Source organism: Bacillus sp. SYZHCR11 (assembly GCF_057196865.1).
The window spans coordinates 339,792-362,418 of sequence record NZ_JBXUND010000004.1 but is presented as its reverse complement, the minus strand read 5'-3'; the positions used below and the strand labels follow the sequence as shown (position 1 = coordinate 362,418).

24 protein-coding genes are annotated in these 22,627 nt (G+C 46.5%); 17 read left to right on the top strand and 7 right to left on the bottom strand.

What is annotated here, in order from left to right; genetic code table 11:
- Position 1: 1 nt before the first annotated feature.
- The 6 genes from AC2CGA_RS16540 (at position 2) to AC2CGA_RS16515 (ending at position 4,238) form a co-directional block, all read left to right on the top strand.
- Entirely contained in the window at positions 2-1,189 is a 1,188-nt protein-coding gene (locus AC2CGA_RS16540) for an ABC transporter permease (protein ID WP_032859050.1), read from the top strand.
- Positions 1,186-2,328, top strand: coding sequence for an ABC transporter permease (locus AC2CGA_RS16535; protein WP_003156740.1), 1,143 nt, complete (start codon positions 1,186-1,188; stop codon positions 2,326-2,328). Before AC2CGA_RS16540 ends, AC2CGA_RS16535 begins: the two co-directional genes overlap by 4 nt.
- Before the next feature lie 13 nt (positions 2,329-2,341).
- Positions 2,342-2,521, top strand: a complete 180-nt coding sequence (locus AC2CGA_RS16530) for a hypothetical protein (protein WP_003156739.1) — start codon at positions 2,342-2,344, stop codon at positions 2,519-2,521.
- 103 nt (positions 2,522-2,624) lie between these two features.
- Entirely contained in the window at positions 2,625-3,101 is a 477-nt protein-coding gene (locus AC2CGA_RS16525; RefSeq protein ID WP_003156737.1) for a DUF4879 domain-containing protein, read from the top strand.
- An 80-nt stretch (positions 3,102-3,181) separates the two neighbouring features.
- Positions 3,182-3,430 carry a sigma-G-dependent sporulation-specific acid-soluble spore protein CsgA gene (locus AC2CGA_RS16520; RefSeq protein WP_007408989.1) on the top strand — a complete coding sequence of 83 codons (249 nt, stop codon included), beginning with the start codon at positions 3,182-3,184 and terminating at the stop codon, positions 3,428-3,430.
- A gap of 109 nt (positions 3,431-3,539) precedes the next feature.
- Positions 3,540-4,238 carry a YqeB family protein gene (locus tag AC2CGA_RS16515; RefSeq protein ID WP_024084838.1) on the top strand — a complete coding sequence of 233 codons (699 nt, stop codon included), beginning with the start codon at positions 3,540-3,542 and terminating at the stop codon, positions 4,236-4,238.
- A 45-nt stretch (positions 4,239-4,283) separates the two neighbouring features.
- On the opposite strand, the gene AC2CGA_RS16510 is transcribed toward AC2CGA_RS16515, so the two are convergent.
- Positions 4,284-4,544: a hypothetical protein gene (locus tag AC2CGA_RS16510; RefSeq protein ID WP_003156732.1), complete on the bottom strand. Its 261-nt coding sequence runs from the start codon at positions 4,542-4,544 to the stop codon at positions 4,284-4,286.
- A gap of 185 nt (positions 4,545-4,729) precedes the next feature.
- Here AC2CGA_RS16510 and aimA point away from each other — a divergent pair, with 185 nt between their 5' ends.
- On the top strand, positions 4,730-6,349 hold the full coding sequence (aimA, locus tag AC2CGA_RS16505; RefSeq protein ID WP_003156729.1) for a glutamate/serine transporter AimA: 1,620 nt from the start codon (positions 4,730-4,732) through the stop codon (positions 6,347-6,349).
- A 94-nt stretch (positions 6,350-6,443) separates the two neighbouring features.
- Here aimA and AC2CGA_RS16500 read toward each other — a convergent pair whose 3' ends face one another.
- Both AC2CGA_RS16500 and glpT read right to left on the bottom strand, forming a co-directional pair.
- Complete coding sequence (locus AC2CGA_RS16500; RefSeq protein WP_003156727.1) at positions 6,444-7,331, bottom strand: glycerophosphodiester phosphodiesterase; 888 nt, start codon at positions 7,329-7,331, stop codon at positions 6,444-6,446.
- A gap of 95 nt (positions 7,332-7,426) precedes the next feature.
- Positions 7,427-8,761: a glycerol-3-phosphate transporter gene (glpT, locus tag AC2CGA_RS16495; RefSeq protein WP_003156725.1), complete on the bottom strand. Its 1,335-nt coding sequence runs from the start codon at positions 8,759-8,761 to the stop codon at positions 7,427-7,429.
- 334 nt (positions 8,762-9,095) lie between these two features.
- Between glpT and AC2CGA_RS16490 the strand changes: the two genes are divergently transcribed.
- Positions 9,096-9,338, top strand: coding sequence for a DUF2651 family protein (locus AC2CGA_RS16490; protein WP_003156724.1), 243 nt, complete (start codon positions 9,096-9,098; stop codon positions 9,336-9,338).
- Between the two features lie 55 nt (positions 9,339-9,393).
- Here the strand turns inward: AC2CGA_RS16490 and hpaB are convergent, their stop codons facing one another.
- The 3 genes from hpaB to AC2CGA_RS16475 form a co-directional block, all read right to left on the bottom strand.
- Positions 9,394-10,839 carry a 4-hydroxyphenylacetate 3-monooxygenase, oxygenase component gene (gene hpaB / locus AC2CGA_RS16485; RefSeq protein ID WP_015388754.1) on the bottom strand — a complete coding sequence of 482 codons (1,446 nt, stop codon included), beginning with the start codon at positions 10,837-10,839 and terminating at the stop codon, positions 9,394-9,396.
- 150 nt (positions 10,840-10,989) lie between these two features.
- On the bottom strand, positions 10,990-11,415 hold the full coding sequence (locus tag AC2CGA_RS16480) for a hypothetical protein (protein WP_015388753.1): 426 nt from the start codon (positions 11,413-11,415) through the stop codon (positions 10,990-10,992).
- A gap of 72 nt (positions 11,416-11,487) precedes the next feature.
- The gene (locus AC2CGA_RS16475) at positions 11,488-13,662 is read right to left on the bottom strand and encodes a glycoside hydrolase domain-containing protein (protein ID WP_024084842.1); all 2,175 of its coding nucleotides are present in this window, start codon (positions 13,660-13,662) and stop codon (positions 11,488-11,490) included.
- A 364-nt stretch (positions 13,663-14,026) separates the two neighbouring features.
- Between AC2CGA_RS16475 and AC2CGA_RS16470 the strand changes: the two genes are divergently transcribed.
- The 9 genes from AC2CGA_RS16470 (at position 14,027) to trhO (ending at position 21,273) form a co-directional block, all read left to right on the top strand.
- Positions 14,027-14,470, top strand: a complete 444-nt coding sequence (locus AC2CGA_RS16470; RefSeq protein ID WP_014304257.1) for a hypothetical protein — start codon at positions 14,027-14,029, stop codon at positions 14,468-14,470.
- A 262-nt stretch (positions 14,471-14,732) separates the two neighbouring features.
- Entirely contained in the window at positions 14,733-15,203 is a 471-nt protein-coding gene (locus AC2CGA_RS16465) for a helix-turn-helix transcriptional regulator (RefSeq protein ID WP_003156718.1), read from the top strand.
- 72 nt (positions 15,204-15,275) lie between these two features.
- Positions 15,276-16,346: an iron-containing alcohol dehydrogenase family protein gene (locus AC2CGA_RS16460; RefSeq protein WP_208558002.1), complete on the top strand. Its 1,071-nt coding sequence runs from the start codon at positions 15,276-15,278 to the stop codon at positions 16,344-16,346.
- 81 nt (positions 16,347-16,427) lie between these two features.
- Positions 16,428-17,582 carry a phosphoribosylglycinamide formyltransferase 2 gene (purT, locus tag AC2CGA_RS16455; RefSeq protein WP_484480240.1) on the top strand — a complete coding sequence of 385 codons (1,155 nt, stop codon included), beginning with the start codon at positions 16,428-16,430 and terminating at the stop codon, positions 17,580-17,582.
- A gap of 477 nt (positions 17,583-18,059) precedes the next feature.
- Entirely contained in the window at positions 18,060-18,593 is a 534-nt protein-coding gene (gene pssA / locus AC2CGA_RS16450; RefSeq protein WP_484480239.1) for a CDP-diacylglycerol--serine O-phosphatidyltransferase, read from the top strand.
- Positions 18,584-19,072, top strand: a complete 489-nt coding sequence (locus AC2CGA_RS16445) for a DedA family protein (protein ID WP_003156711.1) — start codon at positions 18,584-18,586, stop codon at positions 19,070-19,072. The genes pssA and AC2CGA_RS16445 overlap by 10 nt, the downstream gene beginning before the upstream one ends.
- Positions 19,065-19,880 carry a phosphatidylserine decarboxylase gene (locus AC2CGA_RS16440; protein ID WP_003156710.1) on the top strand — a complete coding sequence of 272 codons (816 nt, stop codon included), beginning with the start codon at positions 19,065-19,067 and terminating at the stop codon, positions 19,878-19,880. Before AC2CGA_RS16445 ends, AC2CGA_RS16440 begins: the two co-directional genes overlap by 8 nt.
- 42 nt (positions 19,881-19,922) lie before the next feature.
- Positions 19,923-20,198, top strand: coding sequence for a hypothetical protein (locus tag AC2CGA_RS16435; protein WP_003156709.1), 276 nt, complete (start codon positions 19,923-19,925; stop codon positions 20,196-20,198).
- 106 nt (positions 20,199-20,304) lie between these two features.
- The gene (gene trhO, locus AC2CGA_RS16430; protein ID WP_003156708.1) at positions 20,305-21,273 is read left to right on the top strand and encodes an oxygen-dependent tRNA uridine(34) hydroxylase TrhO; all 969 of its coding nucleotides are present in this window, start codon (positions 20,305-20,307) and stop codon (positions 21,271-21,273) included.
- A 36-nt stretch (positions 21,274-21,309) separates the two neighbouring features.
- On the opposite strand, the gene gltP is transcribed toward trhO, so the two are convergent.
- Positions 21,310-22,560 (bottom strand): glutamate-aspartate/proton symporter GltP, encoded by a 1,251-nt coding sequence (gene gltP / locus AC2CGA_RS16425; protein WP_484480238.1) that lies wholly within the window; start codon positions 22,558-22,560, stop codon positions 21,310-21,312.
- Positions 22,561-22,627 lie beyond the last annotated feature (67 nt).

Genomic DNA, 22,627 nt, shown 5'->3' with positions numbered 1-22,627 from the left:
CATGAAAATATTATTCAGGCTGATCTTATTAGATTTTCGGTTATTGGCCGGCGCAAAGTCTTTCTATATAAAACTGCTTCTGTTTCCGGCGCTGATGATTTTCATTTTAGGAACGGTTTTTCACGGCGATTCAAAAGTGAAGCCATTTCAGACTGCGTTTTATAATGCGGATCACGCGGAGAGTTCTTTGGGTGACCAATTAAAGAATGACGTGCTGAACCAAAACGATCTCATCCGTGTAAAAGATATAGGCAGTTACCAAGAAGGGAAACAGCTTGTCGAAAGCGGTAAAGTCTCCGTTTTTGTATACGTGCCGAAAGGCTTTGCAAAAGCGGCGGAACACAATGAAAAAACAAGTATCAAAGTCATCTCGGACCAACAAGGCTCTGTAAACGGAGACATTGTGGAAATGATGGCCGATTCGTTTGTCACCAGAGTAAAAGCGGAATTCAGCGAAGAAAAAGCGGTGCTGAAGCAGTCGGGACATCTGTCAAAGGGAGATGTCAGCAAAATCATCAGCGGCCTTTCGGGTGAACGTGGACAGACTGTCACCATTCCGAAACAGTCGGCCGGCAATCACGCGGCTCCGATTGATGCGATGCAGTATTATTCAATCGCAATGGTCGTCATGTTCTCCATTATGACCGCGTTTGCGCTCATTCACGGGATAGTGGAAGAGAGACAGCAGCACACGTTATTCAGAATCAAATCAATGCCTGTTTTACGTATCCAATACGTGGCGGGTAAGCTTTTGGGAATCATGTTTGCCATCCTGATGCAAATGGCTGCCGTCATCATCGCAAGCAGCATCTTGTATCAGGTAAAATGGGGCAATTTGTTTGAAGTATTGCTGGTGACGATCGTTTATTCATTTGCGATCGGCAGTATTGTGCTCCTTTGGGGGGTTACTGCAAAAAACCACGAGACCGTCTCAAGCATGGCGGCTCCTATTCTGTATGGCTTCAGTTTTTTAGGCGGAAGTTTTATCGCAAAAGACGGCTTGCCTGACAGTTTGAAAATCGTGCAGGAGCTGATACCGAACGGCAAAGCGATCAACAGCTATGTCAGTGTCACGCAGCATGCCGGTCTGAGCGGTATTGCGGCGGATTTGGCAGAGCTTGCCGCCATCGGCGCCGTGTTTTTATGTTTGACCGTCTGGGTGTTTAAACGGAAGGAGGCTGTTTCATGATGCAGCTGTTATTCATGATCAGACATCAGCTGAAACTGATGCTGCAAAATCGGGCTGCCATCTTTGCGACGATTTCCGCTCCGCTCCTTCTCACATATTTCTTTTCCTTTTCTGCGGATGGCAGTCAGCAGAAGGAAGTATATGTAGCTGATGAGGATCAGAGCGCCTATTCAGCGCAATTTATGAAAATGATTCAGACAGCCGGCCATATAAAAGTCACGAAGGTCACGGAGGACGTATTAAAAACAAAGGTTAATCATCAGGATATATCCTTTGGATTGCTGATCGGCTCTCATTTTGAAGAGACATTATTTTCCGGAGATGAATTGAACGTTTCATTTATTCAGAATGAAGAAAAGGGTGATGCTGTTTTGACAGAGCAGCTGATTGCGCAGCAGGCGGGCGCGCTGAAAAAAATAGTCCGCGATGCAAAAGTGATATCCCGTACGCTGCACACCGATGGAAAGCAGGCGGCAGCTGATCTCTTGAAGGATATTCAGGGTCATTCCGCCGTCACCGTTGACCGCCATCACGTTTATGCAGGCGGGCAGGCGGCTGACAGACTCATCGGATTTTTAGTGATGTTTATCTGGTTCGTTGCAGTCCAAAGCCTGCGATCATTTATAGATGAACAAGAAAATCATACATACGACAGATTGCTGAGCACGCCCGTTTCCTATACGGCATATGCCATCTCTAAGTTTGCGGCGGCGTATCTTTTCGGACTTCTCCATATTATCGTGATTCTCGCTGCCGGAACATTCATGCTGCACATCCGTTTTGCTGATCATGTTTTTGCTGCTGGAGCGGTGCTTGCGGCCTGCTCGTTTGCGCTGACTGCTGTAACGATGGCCGTGATACCGTTCATGAAGAGCCAAAAGCAATTCACGTCGCTTGCTTCCGTTTTTATAGCTGTCACGGGTTTATTGGGAGGGGCTTTCTTCACATTAGACACGGCTCCGGAGTACATGCGGATGCTGTCATTGTTTACCCCTGAAAAATGGGCGATCGGTGCATTTCAAAACAATGGCGGAGACAGCATGCAGATAGTGACGCTGAGCCTGTTTCTTGCCGCCGGTGCAGCGTCATTGGTTTTATCACTCTATTTGATAAACCGTAATATGAAAAAACACAGTTAGGAGGATGGCTGCTTTGTATATGGCAGAAATCATCGGAATCATAGAAGTGCTTGCTGGAGCCGCAATGAACGTATGGATCGGCTGGCTCGGAAAAACCTTTTTCGGTAAGGATGACAGAAGCTCAAGAGTCGTGTTAAGAATCTGCGGCATCTTTCTCATAATCAATGGCGTTTCCAGAGCGTTTCATATCTAGTTCACAAAATATTCCGGACTCTTTTATGAAATGTAATCTTTTTCCTTGGGAATCATGTAAAATAGTATAGGATTCTACGAAAAGATTAAGAGGAGGAAGAAACATGAAAAAGAGACTCGTTATGCTATTTGCCGCGGCCGCCGCTGCTTTGTTGCTTGTGAGCGGGTTGTGGGTTCCGTCAGCGTCTGCGGCGCCGGCTCCTGCTTTAACACAAATCCGTATTATCGGTGTGACGTCTGACGGTCAGAATTACCAATGGGAAAATATCGGTCCGAACCAAATCAGCGCATCAAAACCGATGAAGGGGACAACGGGTTATTTAGCCGTATATTTCCAAGGGTATCCGAACAATAATACGATCCAGGCGTTTAACAACGGAACGAATATTACAAATCTTACGTCAAAAGCGCTGGAAGATGAATATACGAAAAACGGCAATATCGTTACAGGCTATATTAAATATTACAGCGTTCCTCTTTCTTATGTCAGTTCAGGAACGTTCTCTTTCTCCGCAACGGGGCTGAACGGGCCGTACACGCCGTTAAGCAGCGGATTTTTCTCCATTCAGGTACAGAGTTAAAACAGCCGCCCGGTGCTTTCATGTATAGTTTTCCTCTCTTTCCGGGAAGCTATTCCTAAAGAAAAGGGAGGGCTTACATGATGGACAGGACACTCGGATATTTGCGCGAGTCGCTTTCGAACCACTTGGAGCATGATGTGTGCCGGGGGATTTATAAAAAGCTTCAGGTGAAGCATTATGCAAATGAGGGCGAGTTCGTGAAAGATCTAAATGATCTGGAAATGGATGCGTTGAATCAGGTGCTTGAAAAGGAAATCAAATATGCTGAGAACGAGCAGGATGAGAAGCGCACGATGGAATTGAATGAAGTATATGAGCTTCTATTTTAAAGAGCCTCCCGGCGGCCGGGAGGCTTTTTATTGTTTCGGAACCAGTTTACAGAATCATCCAACCCTTTGTATAATGGATAGTTGTGAAAAACACAGACGGAGGAGAAACATGAACGAAATAAAAAAACAGACGGTTCTTGAGTTGTCATCGGTTGAAAAAGCTTTGGTTTATCTGGTGCCGCCATTATTGGGGCTGGTCATCGGATGGTTTCTGCCGGTCATTGCGAAGTGGGCCGTAACATTGGATTGGCTGCCTTTTCACGGGCCGCTGGAAATAATCGCTTCCTTTCACGGATGGAAGGCTGCGGCTGCAACCGCCGTTATCGGCTTAATTGGGGGAGTGTGGCTGACGCGGGCAGCTTTTAAAGAAAGTCTTGTGGCAGTCGTGACGGACAGCGAGGTGTCCTTAACCATATATAATGAAGAAAGCGTGTTTTCGAAAGACAGCATTTCCGGTGTGTTTACGGATGGGAAGTATCTTGTCTTATTAGGCACTGAAGGACAGGAGCTTTTTCGGGAGAAGCTTGAGCCGGCGGTTGAAAAAGCGGCTGATGCGTTTCGCGCGCATGGGTATGTCTGGCTGGGGACGGAAGATCCTTTTAAAGAAGAATACAAACGGTGGGTGCCGGACACGCCGGATTTGGAGCCTGGGGCAAATGCTCTTTTAAAAGCGAGAGAAAAGGCGCTGAAAGAGGAGGAAAAGGCTGATGCGAAAGAGCTGAAAGCGGAAATATCCAAACTGGGCATTACCGTGCGGGAGAAAGGATCGCGCCAATATTGGCGGATCTATAAAACGCCGTCTGCATAAAAAAAGCTGCCGCCGTTTGATACGGCCGGGCAGCCCGGGAACAGATTATTTCTTCTTGTCATCATAATATTGAACCGGGTACATGGAGCCTTCGGATACCATTTTGTTATCTTCAATATCTTCGGGATGCGGGTTGCCTGCTTTGTTGACGGGGAATGATTCAATATCCTGCTTCCCGGAGAGCGATGTTTTCATATTGCGGATAAAGTTCATCACCTTTTGGCGGTTTGATTTATCTTTGAGCAGGTAGGAAGTCACTCCGACAGTCGACACGGCAAGTCCTGAAATGAGCAGTTTTTGTTTCACGATAAAAACTCCTTTCTATTTCTGGCTTGCAGTAGTTATTCCCGCTTAACGGCTGTTTAAACATCGGAAGGTTAATTTTGGCTTGCCGCTTTAATGCGATAAAGATTGACAAAACTATTTTCAGAATAATATTATAAATATATGATAGCGCTGGAGTCATATTTTAATTGAAAGGTGTTAACTTTATGAATCAATTACATCGCAGAATGGGAACGTTTGCACTCATGATGGTCGGACTTGGGTCGATGATTGGCTCCGGTTGGTTATTCGGGGCGTGGCGGGCGGCTCAGATTGCGGGACCTGCCGCAATTATTTCCTGGATTATCGGTATGATCGTTATTTTGTTTATCGCACTTTCTTACAGTGAATTGGGTTCAATGTTCCCGGAAGCCGGGGGAATGGTAAAATATACTCAATATTCTCATGGATCATTTATTGGATTTATCGCAGGATGGGCAAACTGGATTGCGATTGTTTCCGTTATTCCGGTGGAGGCGGTTGCGTCTGTTCAATATATGAGCTCATGGCCGTGGGACTGGGCAAAGTGGACAAGCAATCTCGTTCACAACGGCACACTTACGGGAGAGGGGCTCGGCTTCGCATCCGTATTGCTGATTATTTACTTTTTACTGAATTATTGGACAGTTAACTTGTTTTCAAAAGCGAATTCATTGATTACCATCTTTAAAATTATTATTCCGGGGCTGACAATCGGAGCGCTGCTGTTTACCGGTTTTCACGGCGGAAACTTCACATCCGGTTCAAGCATTGCGCCGAACGGCTGGGCGAGCGTGCTGACGGCGGTGGCCACATCAGGTATCGTATTTGCGTTTAACGGGTTTCAAAGCCCGATTAACATGGCCGGAGAAGCAAAAAATCCCGGCAAATCGATTCCGATTGCGGTTGTCGGTTCGCTGCTGGTCGCAACTGTCATTTACGTCCTATTGCAAATCGCATTTATCGGTGCGGTTGAACCTTCCATGATCGTTCACGGCTGGAGTCACCTGAACTTTAACTCTCCATTTGCCGATTTGGCGATCGCATTGAATATCAACTGGCTTGTCATTATTCTTTATGCGGATGCGTTCGTATCTCCGTCGGGAACGGGTATCACATATACCGCTACGACGTCACGCATGATTTACGGCATGGAAAAAAATAAATATATGCCGAGCATTTTCGGAAAGCTTCATCCGCTGTACGGCGTGCCGCGCCAAGCGATGATTTTCAACCTGATCGTATCGTTTATCTTTCTGTTTTTATTCAGAGGATGGGGCGTGCTTGCTGAAATCATTTCCGTAGCGACGCTGATTTCTTATATCACGGGTCCCGTGACGGTAATGACGCTGCGGAGGACGGCGGCGGATTTGTACAGGCCTCTCCGTCTGAAAGGACTCAGCGTGGTTGCACCGCTCGGCTTCGTGTTCGCGTCTCTCGTGCTGTATTGGGCGCGCTGGCCGTTAACAGGGCAGGTGCTGTTTATCATTTTGATCGGCCTTCCGATTTATTTCTACTACCAAGCGAAAGCGAAGTGGAAAGGATTCCGCAGAAACTTTAAAGGCGGCGTTTGGATGGTTGTCTATCTGCTCAGCATGATGGTCATTTCATGGCTCGGAAGTGAAAAATTCGGCGGTCTGAACATCATTCCGTACGGATGGGATATGGGGCTGATCGCAATCGTTGCCCTTGCCTTCTATGCGTGGGCGCTGAAGAGCGGATTCAAGACTGAGTATTTGAAAGACGCCAAAGCAATCAACGATCAATTAAAAGGCGGGCAGGCGGAAGCCGCTGCCGGAAAAGAATAATGATTGATAAAAACCTTGCGGTAACGTTTCCGCAAGGTTTTTTGATCAGGCAAAAAAACATGGGTTCGGCATCATCTCCGAACCCATGCTGGCTTTATGATTTATATTCTTTTTTAACCTTTTGAAATATATCCGCATAGTTGGTAAACACACCGGTTACGCCCCAATTCAGCAGACGGCGCATGTCCGTCTCGCTGTTCACGGTGTAAGGGTGAAGCAGTAGGCCGTGGCTGCGAATGTTTCGGACATTTTGAGCGTTCAGCGCTTTGTAATCCGGTCCGATTCCGACGGCATATGTTTTGATGTCTGTTAAATCTGCGTCAGTCATTGAGGTCATCTGTTCCGCTTCAAGCAATTGGACGGCGGGAAGTTTCGGATCGAGCTGTTTGATTTTCAGAAGGCTCTCCCTGCTGAAAGACTGAATGATAACTTGTCCAAGTTTCGCATGCTTACCTGCCAGTTTGTATTTTTTCAGTGAGGCGATCAGTTTTTCTTCCATACCCGGATATGTTTCGGGCGCCTTTGTTTCAATATAATAGTTTGCATGTCTGCCGAACCGTTTTAACACGTCATCAAGTGTGGGAACGCGAAGTCCGGCGTATTGCGGTTTTGCTTTTTCCGGATAGGCCTTATTGAACCAAGAACCGGCGTCGAGCTTTTGAATCTCTGCTAATGTATGATCCTTCACCCAGCCTTGTCCGTTTGTGGTGCGGTCCAGTTTTTCATCATGCATGACGATCAGCTTGCCGTCTTTTGTCATTTGTAAATCCAGCTCAATATAGTCAGCCTTCATTTTTTGCGCAGTTTCATAAGAAAGGATCGTGTGCTCCGGGACATACCCCGAAGCACCGCGATGGGCAATGGTTAAAATTCTGTCAGGAGACAAGAGGTTTCCTTTTCCCGCCGCCGATACAGGCGTGACGATGAATGACAATAAACCGAATGAAAGCAATACCAAAGCAAACAACTTATGTTTCCGCATGTTTTCTTCCCCCTTAAAAATCAATATCTGTCTCTAGTGTAGAAAATCGTTGTAAATGCTGTACTGCAAAAATATTAATCTTTTATGTTGTTTTCTTACACATGCTCCGCCCGCTTGCCCGTATTCCACGTCATCGCCAAGAAGACGATGGACAGCACGCATGAGGAGATAAGCATGATAAAGCCGCCGTTCCAGTCAAAGCGGTCTACGACATAACCCATGATGGCGTTGGCGAAAGCAGAGCCACCGATGTAGCCGAAAAACCCGGTTAAGCCGGCTGCTGTTCCCGCCGCTTTTTTAGGCGCAAGGTCAATGGCCTGAAGTCCGATCAGCATGACAGGCCCATAGATTAAGAATCCGATGCTGATCAGCGCGATATTATCGATGAGCGGATGACCGGCAGGGTTAAGCCAGTAGACCAATACAGCGATAAATACGCCGGCCATGAACAGCACGCCGGCCGGTGCGCGGCGGCTTTTGAAAAATCGGTCGCTGATCCAGCCGCACAAAATCGTTCCCGGAATTCCCGCATATTCATAAAGGAAATAAGACCATCTGGAATCTTCAGGAGAGAACCCTTTCGCTTCCGTCAAATAAGTCGGCGCCCAGTCAACGACACCGTACCGCACGAAATAAACAAAGACATTGGCAAATGCGATATACCACAGAAATTTATTATTCAGCACGTATTTGAAAAGAATTTCTTTGGTCGTCATCTCTTTTTCCTGGTCTTTGAACGCATGTTTCGGATAGTCATTCCGGTATTCTTCAATCGGCGGAAGCCCGCAGGATTGCGGCGTGTCCCGAACGAGAAGAACAATCACAAATGAAATGACGATGGCGATAATCGCCGGAAAGAAAAATACGCTTTTCCAAGTAACAAACATGGCGATGCCGAGAGTCACGAGCGGGGCGAGAATACCTCCGCCTATGTTATGGGCGACATTCCATATCGACATTTTCGTTCCGCGTTCACTGATGGAAAACCAATGAGCCATCGTCCGTCCGCAAGGCGGCCAGCCCATCCCTTGAAACCATCCGTTAATAAACATAAAAATGAACATAATCGTCACGCTTGACGTGACCCATGGCATGGAAACAAATAAAATGTTGACGACACCTGACAAAAACAGACCTGTCGCAAGGAAATACCTCGGGTTGCAGCGGTCAGACACCATCCCCATAATAAATTTGCTGAAGCCGTAAGCGATTGATACGGCCGCAAGCACCAAGCCAAGTTCCCCTTTTGAAAACCCTTGTTCCTGAAAATAAGGAATAGCGAAGGCAAAGTTTTTGCGAAGTAAATAATACCCGGCATACCCGATGAAAATCCCCAAAAACACCTGCAGCCTGAGCCGTTTATAGGCCGCATCCGTCTTTGAATCATCCAATCTCTCAATATGCGGAGCCGGCTTGAACAATTGAAACATCATATCCTCCCCTTTGCTGAACGTCTATCATGATGTATGTATGACTCCTTTCCTTGAAAATGACAAAAAGAACCAGAAATCACCCTTATGAAAGGGCGCGGTTTCCTGGTTCTCCTCATCTCCATCCAAAAATCATTAACTTGTATATGATAGCGCTTTCTTAAATTATCACAGTCTGGCGTGAATGTAAACGCTTTAAGGAAAGTTTTCATTTTTTTGAATAAATAACCGGAGGGAATATCAGCCGGAGCGCGAAAGATTTGATGTACTCGATTTTGTACTCAGGCATAAGATGTGTTAGGCCGAACTAAGAAAAGCGAAGGGAGTGCATCTGTTGATTGATGAATTGGATTTTGCGTTCGGTGTTCTGCCGCTTTGTATCATCATCCTGTCAGTCGCCGGAACGTACCTGTTTAAAAACGCGTTCATTATGCCGGCTGCCGCTTTGGCCGTTTGCCTTATATGCACCTTTACCATATTGAATTTCTCGTTTATCGGGTGGGCCGTCGTGTACACGCTCGTCTCTTTCGCGTTATCGCATATTACGATGGTGGTGATCAGCCAAAATAAAAAATAGGATCGGCGGCAGCCGATCCAGCTATCAAAAGCAGAGATGCGTTCTCTGCTTTGTTTTATTTATGAATGTGCAGGAATTCCTTGATGACCGCGGTCTGTTCTTCTTTCGGATAGCTTCTGTACAGATGGCTGGCTAAGCGGACGGGGTCACCGAAGAAGTACCGCTCATATTGTGTCTGTCTTGTTCCAAAGGGGCTCATGGTCAAATCCCATGCGAGGCGGAACACTTTTACCCGGTCCTCAGCGTTCAATTCGGCCGCCTGTAAATATTGGTCAAGGTCTCCTCTGATGTCGGAACGGAACGCTTTTTCAGTCGGCAAAGTCACCATTCCGCTTGCCCCGATCAGCTGGATGATTTCCGTGAAGCGCGGGTAGATGTCAGGGAAAATCGCGCTGACCACGCGAAGCGGAGTGACACTCGGACGCATATAACCCCATTCGTCTGTTTCCGCATCATTCTCCGACTTTTCCAAAAGGGCTTTCATCGTTTCCAGACCGGTGATGATCTCAGCCATCTTGGCCTGAATATGCTGATATTCCCCCACATCTATCGCATCGACAAGCGTTTGGGCGAGGCCCAGGAGAAACTCCGTCTTTACAATTTGTCTCGTGATAACTTGATGAAATGCGAAGGCGTTAAAAGAGCTTTTCATATTAAAATCAAAAGCCGCCTCATAATTATTGTAAAAAAATACGCGTTCCCAAGGGACCAAAACGTGATCAAATACAACGATAGAATCCATTTCTTCATATCTTGAGCTGAGCGGATAATCAAACGATGATTTTCCGAGTACGAAAGATTCCCTGCAGATGAATTTTACTCCTTTTGTATTGGAAGGGATTGAAAAAGCGAACGCTTCATCCGATTCAAAATACATCTTAGGCAGAGAAACCACGAGCACTTCATCCGTCAGGCCGCCTTGTGTGGCTAAAATCCGCGCGCCGTGTATGATAAGGCCTTTTTCATTTTTATCGACGACTTTTGCCGAGATAGGTGTCGGCGATACGTTTACACCCATTTGTGAACGATTCACCTGAGGGGTGATAAACGTGTGCGTAAAAGAAAGATCCTGTGCGGCAGCGCGTTCGTACAGCGCTTGAACATGTTCCGGAAAACAATGATCACGGTCTTTCAAAAGCGCGGCAGAGGAGGCGAAGCTCATCAGCACGGTATTCATATAATCCGGGCTTCGTCCCATCATTCCGTGCGTGTGTCTGGCCCAATGTTCGAACATGTTTCTTCTTCTTTTTACGTCTTCTTTCGTTTTCGGCTGCAGGTATGAAAGCCCGGCCCGTTCTTTTTTACCGGGAAGACTGTAAGTCATTTGATCTTTCATGTCCGGTTTCGTTTGCAAATCATAAAGAGAGCGCTTCGTTTCCAGAAGGCCCTTAAATGCGGGATGTTCAGAAATCTGTCCCTCGATCTTTTCACCATCAAGCCAAATCTCATTTCCTAGCTGATTTAATCGGTCAATGAACATTTTGCCATTAATGATACCCATCATGTCGCCCTTCTTTCTTTGCAGATCCACTACCTCATTATATTGAAAACGAAATTGGGTGTTCCGGTTATTTCCAAAGGGGAAGAGCCTTTTTTGATAAGGGGGGTGAAGGGATTGCATCATAAAAAAACCCCTTAAGCAGAGGGGTTTTTAACTGATCATGTCTTTGTATCGTTGTTCGAGGACAAAGTCTATCATTCCGGTGATACGGGTGTTTTCAGATTTTTGTCTGAAACGGTCAGACACTTGGATTTTCCTTGAAAACGGAAATACAGCAAAAATCCAAACAAGGCCGGCCAGGCCAAAAACCATCTGCAGAGCCATTTCAATCAAATCATTAAAATGAGTGCTGAAAAAAAAGATATATAACGTGATGAATGTGACTGTACATACGATTTTGACAGTATGTTGGAAGGTGAGGAGCGGTTCAGTGAAACACATTTTCATTTGATTCAGTGTGAGCGAATCTTGTTTCATTAAATATGTAAGCAGTTCTTTGTCATTTTGACTTCGCGGAATCAAATCATTTTCTATTTTTTGAACGGTGTCCTTGTATGTCTGCATATCAATCTTCATACGAATCCTCCTTAAAAAATAACTCCAAGAATACTCATTGAGCATTCCTGGAGCAAGGAGCTGCCTGTTCAATTATAGAAATAGTGATAAAACTGTGCTGAACAAGGCTGCAGCTCCTCCTAATTCAGGTGCTAAAACGACTAAAGCACCGATCCCTACAATAACAATAATTCCTGCGCCTGCAATAGCCATGGTATTCACGACAGAATCCCAATCCGGAGAGTACACCTCTTCGGAATCCGGCAATCTGAAGCTCTTTTGTTTTATTTTAAATGTAATGGTAGTTGTTAGTCCAGTAGTAGCACTGTCACCGACCGGAATATCAGGTGTATAAATTTTAAATTGAATATTCAGCGATCCCGCAGCCGGATTGACATACACTTCTAAATAACCGTTGCGGACTGACAAGCTCAGACTGTTAAGCAGGTTTTGATACGAATCAATTTGTGATGCTGTAAAAGAGACTTGTGAATCTCCCATCAGACCGGTAATATAAGCTCCCGGTTTGCCATTTGTAATGGTAACTGTGTTGGGAGAACCTTCGCTTGGCACTGTTGCCAAAAGTGAAGTAGATAAAAGAATATCCATTTCAGGTGATGCATAAATGGTTTCTGTCTTGTCGAATTCAAACATGGCATTCGCAAGATTCGATATATTTTCTAAAGCAGGAATGGTTGTTAAAATGTCCGTCAGTGTGCGCAGTCTTGCATCATACACGGGATCAGAAGGCGGATGGACGCTGCTTGCACCCGAGTCTTTTCCGGAGTATCCGTCTTTGTCAATGGCGACTTTTCCCGCTCCGCTTCCGATCGTTCCTTCATAAAATTGATCAAAAGCCCAGTTTTTCGGCATCGGGTATCCGAGGTTGCCGCTGAATCCGGTCGACATGTTAGCCGTAAAGCTATATTTGGTCAGACCTGCTTCTGACGTCCGGATACAAATGTTTCTCGGTCCGTATACCCCGATTTCATATTTCGGCGCAGTTGAGAACGCCTGCATTTTCATAAAAGCTGACTTGATTTCTTGGAAGTAAGGGATGATTTTATCCGTGACTTCATAATCATACGCATCAAAATCGACGGCAAAGTAAATGGTCGTTCCTGACGGAAAACCTAATCTTCGGGCGGCTGATGCAGCACTGTACGCATCTCTCGTTCCTTGGTCTTTTACAAAATAAGAAGATTCATAGCCGCCGTCCTGATAAATCGGAAACACGCTTAAGCCGGCATTGAAAATCGCGGAAAGTTCTTTTGACGTTAACGCTTTCGATGTCAGTCCGCTGCTTGTCCGCACATTCCCGGTCAGATATCTTCCCACGATCTTATAGCCATTCTCACGCAAAGTTTTAGCCGTATCTGCCGTCAAAATGGCAGCGGTGTCACAAGCTGAAGCAGCCCGCGTTGTGTCACCTGAGCTTGATAATAAAGCTTTAATCGTCGGCATGTCCGCATAACCTGTCTGCGGCAGGCACATAAATTCTTGGAAAGCTTTCACTGCCGATACAACTCCGACGCCGTATTTTCCGTCGAATTCACCGGGGTCAAATGATTTCCCATTACAGTAAAGCGCGTATTGAACAATCAAAACAAAGCCTGTCCGTGAATCGCCGGGAGTCAAGGTAGGACATAAGCTGGTCGTTCCGTTCCCGAAAAATCCATTGGCGACGCTTGTGCTCATGCCTTCTTCTTTTTGCAGAGCATAGATGAGAGCCTTGTTTGTATCGCGGGCATATAAGCCGTCACAAGGCATCAAGCCGATGTAGTCATTGTAATCCCGGTTCAGGTTCTGCTGGATTTGGCGGATTCTTTTGTCGCCTCCCGCTACTAACCGAAAAGCGCTCATATCCAGCAAAGCCTTCATAATGAGTGCCGTGACGATGCCGTCTTGCTTAGTGAGCCCGGCCGCTTTTTGAAACTCTTTTACAGCGCTTTCGGTATTTTCATAGAAAACGCCAGAAAATCCGCCCGGGTTAAAACCTTTACACCACAGCGCCCCCTGCAGAATGTAATTCATGTTTGTCGGCTTAGAATCGGGAGCCTGCTTTTTCAACGGTTTAAACAATCTTTGTGTCGTCGGTCCGAAGTTATCGGCGGGTTCTGAAATACCGAGCTCAATTTGAAGCGCCCGTGTCAGACCGTAAATGGTATCCCAGCCTGTTTTTCCGTTTTCCGGCACCTTGTTGTACCCGTGTCTGCCTTTGTACGTCTCATTCAGCCATTGTTGTGTTTCCAGGACCATTTCGTCCATTGCAATCCCTCCATTACGTGTAGTGTGCGTTCATTCATAGGTGGCAAACGTATGACAGTTTGTCATGGGCGCAGGAGTTTGTCAGAGGACAGCCCCATCATACAAACGCCGATAGAGAGGCATTGATAGGTAAAGATCTCTCTATGACAATTGATACAAAAACAGCAAAATGGATAGCGCTTTAAAGTAACTTTATCACTTAATCAAAAATAACAAGAATCATAAGTATTAGTCATATAGTCATTTTCAGGGCTGTTCTCATCTCTTCCTGCAATCAAAATGGTTAGTTGGACGGATTTATGATTAGCTATATTGTCATTAACATAAATAGGGTAAATAGTTACAGGAAGGAAGGATTTTCTCGATGAAAAGCAAAAAGATTTTTAAGTCGCTCATCATTATTTTTACTCTTTTAATCAGCGGAATTGGTTTTATGGGTTTTTCTTCTCCGCAAAAAGCAGAGGCTAAAGACTGGCTTCATACTTATAAAAGCGGGTATTTCACTAACTATGTGATCAATACATATCATCCTAAATTCACTAAGACGACAAAAAAGTACAGCTTGAGAGCCGTCACTTTTAAATCCAACAGTAAAGGGAAGGGCACGTATAAAATATACGTTCAAAAGCAAGTCAACGGCAAAGGTGCCTGGAAAACAATCAAAACCGCCAATGCAAAGAAAAATGGAACGACTTATTTTGAAACACCTTTGTTAAAAAAAGGAGATTCATACCGATTTAAAATGGTCAATCAAGGTTCGAAAAAACGTGTCAATTATAGTGCGAGTTGGATTGTATTCGCTTCATAATTTTGATTTTCAGCTTATAATGTTTTAGCTGCCGCAGCTGCGGCAGCTTTTTATTTTCTCCGGAGCTCAACCGCCAGGGAGCCCGCACCTGTCTCTTCGGGCGTACGTTTGTATTCACCGCATCATTCTGGATTATGCGGAAAGGTACATCGCTTCAATGAAAAGCCGATCCCGGGTCCTTTTGATTTGTTTGAAAATGTTCTGATATAAAAAAGGCGTGCCGCGGTGTAAAATGGCTATATTGATAAAAATGGAGGTTGAGATGGATCAAGATTATATGACTGAGCTTGTCTCAGTCCAGCTGAAGAAAATCCGGTCGGAGAGAGGCTACACACAGGAGAAAATGGCGGATGTGATCGGCCTTTCTAAAAAGTCGCTGGTGCAGATTGAGAAAGGGCGGGCGCTTGCGGAATGGCCGCACGTTGTGGCGGTTTGCGCGCTTTTCAGATCAAGTGAAACACTGCAATCCGTATTAGGAGATGATCCGCTGGAGGTCATTGAAACGGTTGCTCACCGCACAATTGACAGGCCGAAGGGGAAGACGATGGGCGGCAAGGTGTGGTGGAAAGCCATCGAGAAAAAAGGCGAGTTCCGCTTGCAGCAGCATTTGATTTCCCACCATTACCGCATCCTTGATTCTTATGATGATCTGTGGTTCAGCAGTTTTGAAAAGGCAGAAGCTTTGGAGCGGCTTGATGAGCTGTTTTTGGAGGCGGAGGAAGCGAAGCGCTGACGCACCTCCGGTTGATGTATTTTCTGACAAGTGAGAAAATATGTATAAATTCCAGCCAAAGGAGAGATTCGCATGAAGCCTGAAGATATCGTCCGAAGCGGCCCGAATCAGTACATATGCAAGGAAGGAATCGCAAAAGAACTTCCGGGGCTGCTGGAGACATTCAGAAAACCCGTTATTGTGACCGGAATCAAATCTTATCAGGCGTTTTCCGATTACGGCGGCGGTTCTTCCTGGGATGTGATTCAGCACAAAGGATACTGTTCACCTGAGGCGGTGCGTAAGGTCTGCGGGCAGGCGGAAGACGCGGATGTGATCATCGGTATCGGAGGCGGCACGATTTTGGATTTGGCAAAAGCGGCGGCAGACCGGCTTGATATTGAGGCTGTGATGCTTCCTTCCATTGCGGGGACGTGTGCGGCAAGTACGCCGTTGAGTGTCATATATGATGAGAGCGGCAATTTTATCAGAGTTGATTATCACAAGCGTTCAAGCTATTTGACGCTTGTTGATCCGCTGTTTTTGCTTTCCTCTCCCATTGAATATATGAAAAGCGGGATCGGTGATACGCTGGCGAAATGGTATGAGGCCGAGGCGGTCATCAGAAATACGGAGGAAGCGCCGCCGCTGATGGCGCAGGCGGGACTGAGACAGGCGGAATATATCCGTCATCTGTTATTGCGTTACAGTGAAGCCGCCGTCGTAAGCATGGAGAAAGGCGAGCTGTCCGTGCCGTTCATCCATACGGCGGAAACGATCATTATGCTTGCGGGAACGGTCGGCGGGTATGGCGGCCGTTTGTGCAGGATGGCAGGGGCGCATGCGGTCCACAACGGCCTCAGTTTTCTTCAGGAGACACATCAGGTGCTGCACGGCCAGAAGGTTGCTTACGGCATATTGGTGCAGCTCGCGCTTGAGAATCGGAGACATGAGATTGAAGAGCTGCTTCCGTTTTACCGCCGGCTCGGTTTCCCCGTCAGTCTCTGTGCTCTCGGCATCCTTGACAACCATGAGGAAGCAAAGCGCCGCATCGCTTCTCACGCCTGCCGGGCGGAAGAATCGTTATGCTTAATGGGGCAATATTGCGGGAAGGACGTGTCAGCGGCGATTGAATCGCTCGAATCAGCACAAAAGACAGGATAGAGCTTGTAATCTGTCTTGTCTTTATTTTTTGAATATTTCCGTTATAATGAGTGGGGTAAAGAAAGGGAGGGGCCAAAGGACATGTATCAGGCGAAGAAGATGTTGTTATTAGGATCAGGCGAGCTGGGGAAAGAAGTCGTCATTGAAGCGCAGCGGCTCGGGGTTGTCACTGTAGCCGTTGACAGCTATGAGCATGCTCCCGCCATGCAGGCCGCGCACAAAAGCTATGTGATTGATATGCTTGATAAAGCGCAGGTCAGAGAAGTCATTGAGAAAGAAAAACCGGACCTGATCGTGCCGGAAGTGGAAGCCATTGCGACGGATGAGCTGCTGAAGCTTGAGGAAGAAGGGTTTCACGTCATTCCGAATGCGCGTGCGGCAAAGCTGACGATGGACCGTGAAGGCATCAGACGGCTTGCGGCAGAGACGCTTCATCTTCCGACTGCCGGCTATGAATTCGCGAATACATATGAAGAATTTAAAGAAGCGGCGGAAACAATCGGCTTTCCGTGCGTGGTAAAACCGCTGATGAGCTCTTCCGGAAAAGGGCAAAGCGTGTGCCGCTCGGCTTCCGGGCTGAAAAGCTGCTGGGACATGGCAATGGAAGGCGGCCGGGTGAAAAACGGCCGGGTCATCATTGAGGAATTCATTCCGTTTGAATCAGAAATCACTCTTCTGACAGTGCGCGCGGCGAACGGTACGTCCTTTTGCGCGCCGATCGGACATGAACAAAAAGACGGTGACTATATTGAATCATGGCAGCCTCATCATATGACGGAACAGCAGATTGAAGAGGCGAAACACATTGCGAAAAGCATAACGGACGAGCTCGGCGGATACGGTTTGTTCGGGGTGGAGCTTTTCCTTACTGAAGATAAAGTATATTTCAGCGAGGTGTCTCCCCGTCCGCATGATACGGGGCTCGTAACGCTTGTGACGCAAAATTTGTCAGAGTTTGCGCTGCATGTCCGCGCGGTATTGGGATTCCCGGTTCCGGAAATCATTCAGCTGTCGCCGGGGGCAAGCCGTCCGCTGAAGGCGCCCAAAGAGCTTGCTGATTATGCGGTTGAAGGTTTGGAGAAAGCTTTGGCGGTAAAAAGCACTCAGATCCGCGTATTCGGTAAACCCGTCACGAAAGTCGGACGCCGTATGGCGGTTGCGCTTTCTGCAGCCGAGACCGTTGAAGAGGCCAGAGAAAGAGCGGCCGAAGCACTCAGTCATTTATCAATTACATAAAATGATCTTAAAAGGCGTTTTGACCGTAATGGTAAGGCGCCTTTTTTGTTTGGACAGACTATATACTGGAAAACGGGGTTGTGAGATAATGTATGAGGCCGTTTTGTGCCGGTTTTTTAATTCTTGAAACTTTTTATGTCCGCAATCGTTATATGTAATGTTCTCATTTCACGGAGAAGGAAATAACAATACATCATACGGCTTTTCATTCATCAAGAACGGACAATCCGGATCGCAGCATGGAATATTTAAGCAGGGTAATCCGGAATAGAGGAAACCATGATTGCTTACCTTAATATGAACGGCGAAAAAACAAAAATCACCAGATTAGATTGTTCAAATAACACCAAATGCTGTATAATAAAAGAATTTGAATGATAGCATTGAAAGGATTTCATTTTATGTTTCCGTAAAATGGAGTCTTTATGCATACGCAGTCCGATTTGATATGGTTTTAATTGGAGGTTTGTGTAAACTGTGAATTATATACCTAGTATGATTACAATTGGAAATTTTATTTGCGGGCTCTTATCGATTCATTCCCTTTTGTATCATAATATACACTCTGCGGTGATCTTTATTTTCACCGGGATGTTTCTTGATTTCTTTGACGGTTTGGCCGCCCGTAAGCTGAACGCGGTATCGGAGATGGGAAGGGAGCTTGACTCTTTTGCTGATCTCGTGACGTTCGGCGTAGCGCCGTCCATGCTCGCTTACAGTGTTTCACTATATACGCTTCCGTTCATCGGAATTTTAATCGCGCTTTCCTACAGCATCTGCGGGATGATCCGTCTTTCCAGATTTAATATTGAACAAAGCAAGCTGCCGACGTTTATCGGGATGCCGATTCCGTTTGCGGGTATGTGTCTTGTCATTTTGAGCTTTATCAATAACGCTTTTCTTCTGGGGGCGGGAACGATCGCGCTCGGTTATTTAATGGTCAGCAACATTAGATTTCCGCACTTTAAAAAACAGGCGCCTGAAAACCTGGAGAGCAGAAGATGGAATTAGTTCAGCAATTAATATCCGATTACGGATATATCGCGATTTTTCTTATGCTGACACTCGGTATTATCGGATTGCCTATTCCGGATGAAGTCATGATGACGCTTGTGGGTTACTTCGCTCATTTAAACGTGCTGAATTACGGGCTCTCCATTCTGATCAGCTTTATCGGAGCGCTCCTTGGGATGATTATCAGCTACTTCATCGGCAGAAAAGCCGGCCGGCCGTTTATTAATAAGTTCGGGAAATGGGTCGGCCTGAAGGAAAAGAGGATGGAGAAAGTAGACAGGTGGATGAAGAAGTACGGGCCGTACACCATTATTTTAGGTTATTTCATCCCCGGCATCAGACACGTGACCTGCTACTTTTCCGGAATCGGCAGAATGGAATTCAAAACCTACTTATGCTTCGCCGCCATCGGAGCGTTTTTATGGTGTTTTATTTTTATTACTATAGGAAAATTCATAGGAGTAATCAATGTTTAATACTGCCGCTAAAGTTCTTTACCGTTCATTGATTGAACTGACTAATAATCGATTGACGTCTTATCTCATTAAAAACTTCTGTGAATCGAAACTGAGCAAGCCGATGATTCCGCTGTTTTCCAAACACTATCGCATTAACTGGAATGAAACGGAACGCACGGCTTCTGACTTTGATTCACTGGCGTCATTTTTCATTCGTGATATTAATTTGAATCTCCGCCCCGTGGCAAAAGAGAAGAACGCCATCGTCAGCCCGGTGGACGGCGTCGTTCAGACGGTGGGCATGATTAATCCCAATCAAACTTTCATGGTAAAAGGGAAGGATTATTCGTTCGCCGAACTGACGGGGTTTAAAAGCGCCGATCACAAATATAACGGCGGGTGTTTTGCCGTGCTTTACCTGAGCCCGAGACATTACCACCGTTTCCATTCTCCCGTCAGCTGCACGTATAAAAAGCTGGCCGAGCTGGGGAAACGCTCCTATCCCGTTAATACGATGGGGTTAAAGTACGGGAAAGATGTGCTCTCAAAAAATTACCGTTATGTGTACGAGCTGACCCGTGCTGATCAGCAGATGCTCATGATTCCGGTAGGTGCGATGAATATTAACTCGATCGTTCAGACAAACACCGGAAACCGGCTTGAGACGGGGGAAGAGCTTGGCTATTTTTCATTTGGATCGACCGTTATTTTAGTATTCGAGAAAGGTATGTTTACCCCTTCGGATAACCTGACTGAAGGCCGTGAATTACAGGTCGGTCAGATCATCGGTTATGCGGAGTCACAGGAGGAGGCGTCCGCTTTATAAAAGCTGCTCCTCTTTTTTATATGGTGTAAGGAAGTGGACTTTATGGAAGAAAAGGATTTGGGAAAGCTGATCGAACAGTACCGGCATACAGGCGATCAGCAAATTCTTGAAGCGGTGCGGGATGCATGCCGGCCTGTCGTTGAGGCGCTCATCTCAGAACTGGCTGAAGACAGCGCCGATCTTCTGCGGGCAAAAGGCCGTGACCGTTTTCCGTTTATTATCGGCAAGTATCAGACCGCGGCCGGCCTTTCGCTTGAGACCTTTTTGCGCAATACGTATCGGTTTTATTTTCAGCAGGTTTTAAAAGGCGAAGCGTGACTGGAAGAAAGAGTACGGACGGAAATGTTCATCTTTCGCCCGTTTTCCTGTATGATATAGTATAGTGTGCGTGATCATTAATATAATTGAACAGGGTGTATAAATCATGGAAAAACAATATAGAGTTTTACTTTATTATAAATATGTAAAGATTGATGAGCCTGAAGAGTTCACGGCTCAGCATTTGAAGTTTTGTAAGGAGCTCGGTCTGTTAGGCCGTATTTTGATTTCTGAGGAAGGCATTAACGGCACGGTGTCCGGAACGGTTGAACAGACGGAACAATACATGAATGCGCTGAAAGCTGATCCGCGTTTTGCCGACATGCCGATCAAAATTGACGAGGCTGACGGCCATGCATTCCGCAAAATGTTTGTGCGCCATAAAAAAGAATTGGTGACGCTTCGTCTCGAAGATGATGTTGATCCGAATGTCACGACGGGCAAGCATTTGAAACCGAAAGATTTTTATGAGCAAATGCAGGATCCTGACACGATCGTGATCGACGCCAGAAACGACTATGAGTATGACCTCGGTCATTTCCGCGGAGCGGTCAGACCTGATATTGAGGCGTTCCGTGAGCTGCCGGACTGGATTGAAGAACACAAAGACATGCTTGAAGGCAAAAAAATCCTCACGTACTGCACAGGCGGCGTACGCTGTGAGAAATTTTCCGGCTGGCTGCTGAAGCAGGGATTTGAAGACGTGTCCCAGCTTGACGGCGGTATCGTCACTTACGGTAAAGATCCTGAAGTGCAAGGGCAGCTGTGGGACGGACAGTGCTATGTGTTTGACGAAAGAATCAGCGTACCGGTCAACCGCGTAGAGCACGTTATCATCGGAAAAGATTATTTCACGGGCGAGCCGTGCGAGCGTTATGTGAACTGCGCAAATCCGGCATGTAATAAAAAAATGATCTGCACACCTGAGAATGAATACAAATACATGCGCAGCTGCAGTCACGAATGCCGTACGAACGAACGCAACATGTATGTGAAAGAGCACGAAATGACTCAGGAAGAAATCAATGAACGCCTTGCTTTGATTGAAAAAGAGGATCATGCGGCGATTGATTAATAGAAAAGACCACCAATGAGGTGGTCTTTTTTGTGTTTACATACTTTCTGTCCGGGCGGTCTGGTCTGCCGTGACGGGTCCTTTATATGTGAAGGCTTTTTCCCATTTGGATACGACGATGCAGGCGACCGCATGGCCGGGCACGTTGACACCGGTTCGCGCCATGTCCATGACGCGGTCGACACCGGCAATGATGGCGACGCCTTCCGCAGGGAGACCGACGGCATTCGCTGTCGCCAGAAGCACGACGAGTGAGCCTGACGGGACGGCGGCAATGCCTTTGCTTGTCATGACGAGCACAAGCATCATCAGAAGCTGCTGAGAAAGCGGCATCTCCACATGAAACGCCTGCGCCAGGAAAATACAGGACACCGATAAATAGAGGCTTGAACCGTCACAGTTAAGCGATAAACCTGACGGAACCACAAAGGAGACGACCCGCTTCGGACAGCCGTATTTCTCCATCCGATCCATCAGCTGAGGCAGAATGGTTTCTGTGCTTGTCGTGGAGAAAGCGATCAAAAACAGATCCCAAATCATTTTCAGCACTTCAAAGTACTTGATTTTAAAGATAAGCCCCACGATCGGAAACAGAACGAAAAGGATCAGGAACAGCCCGAGAAACACTGTGCCGATCAGCTTCAGCATCGGGAGCAGAAGCGCGATTCCGAATTGCCCGACGGAGGCGGCCATCAGGGCGAGAACGCCGATCGGAGCGGTGACCATCACCATCTGCGTCAGCTTGAACATAATATTTGCCGTGGATTCAAAGAAATTCATGACAGGTGCGGAGGCTTTGCCGATGCCGGCTGCGGCAACACCGAATAGGATCGCGAAAAAAATGACGGCGAGAAGATCATTTTTCGCCATAACGTCAATGATGTTAACGGGGATAATATCAAGAAGCATTTGTTTCAGATCGACTACTTTTTTCGTATAGCCGGAAAGCTCGTGAATGTCTTTTTTAGCAAGATGAGAGAGGTTAAGTCCGACTCCCGGCTTCAGCACGTTCGCTAATAACAGACCGAGCGCCAGAACGAGCGTCGTAATCACTTCAAACCAAATAATCGTTTTGATGCCGAGACTGCCCATTTTTTTCATACTGCCGCTGCCGGCGGCTCCGATAACAATGGTCGAAAACACGATCGGCACGACAATCATTTTAATCAGGCGGATAAATCCGTCTCCTACGGGCCGCAGCGCCATCCCAAAATCCGGGAAGAAATGGCCGATCAATGCTCCGATGGCTAAAGCGATCAAAATCTGGAATGCGATAAATTTTTTCAAGCGAATCCCCCTTTTACTTGCGCATTTCTTACGTAATTCGTGAAGCAGGCGGCAACCACCTTCCTGT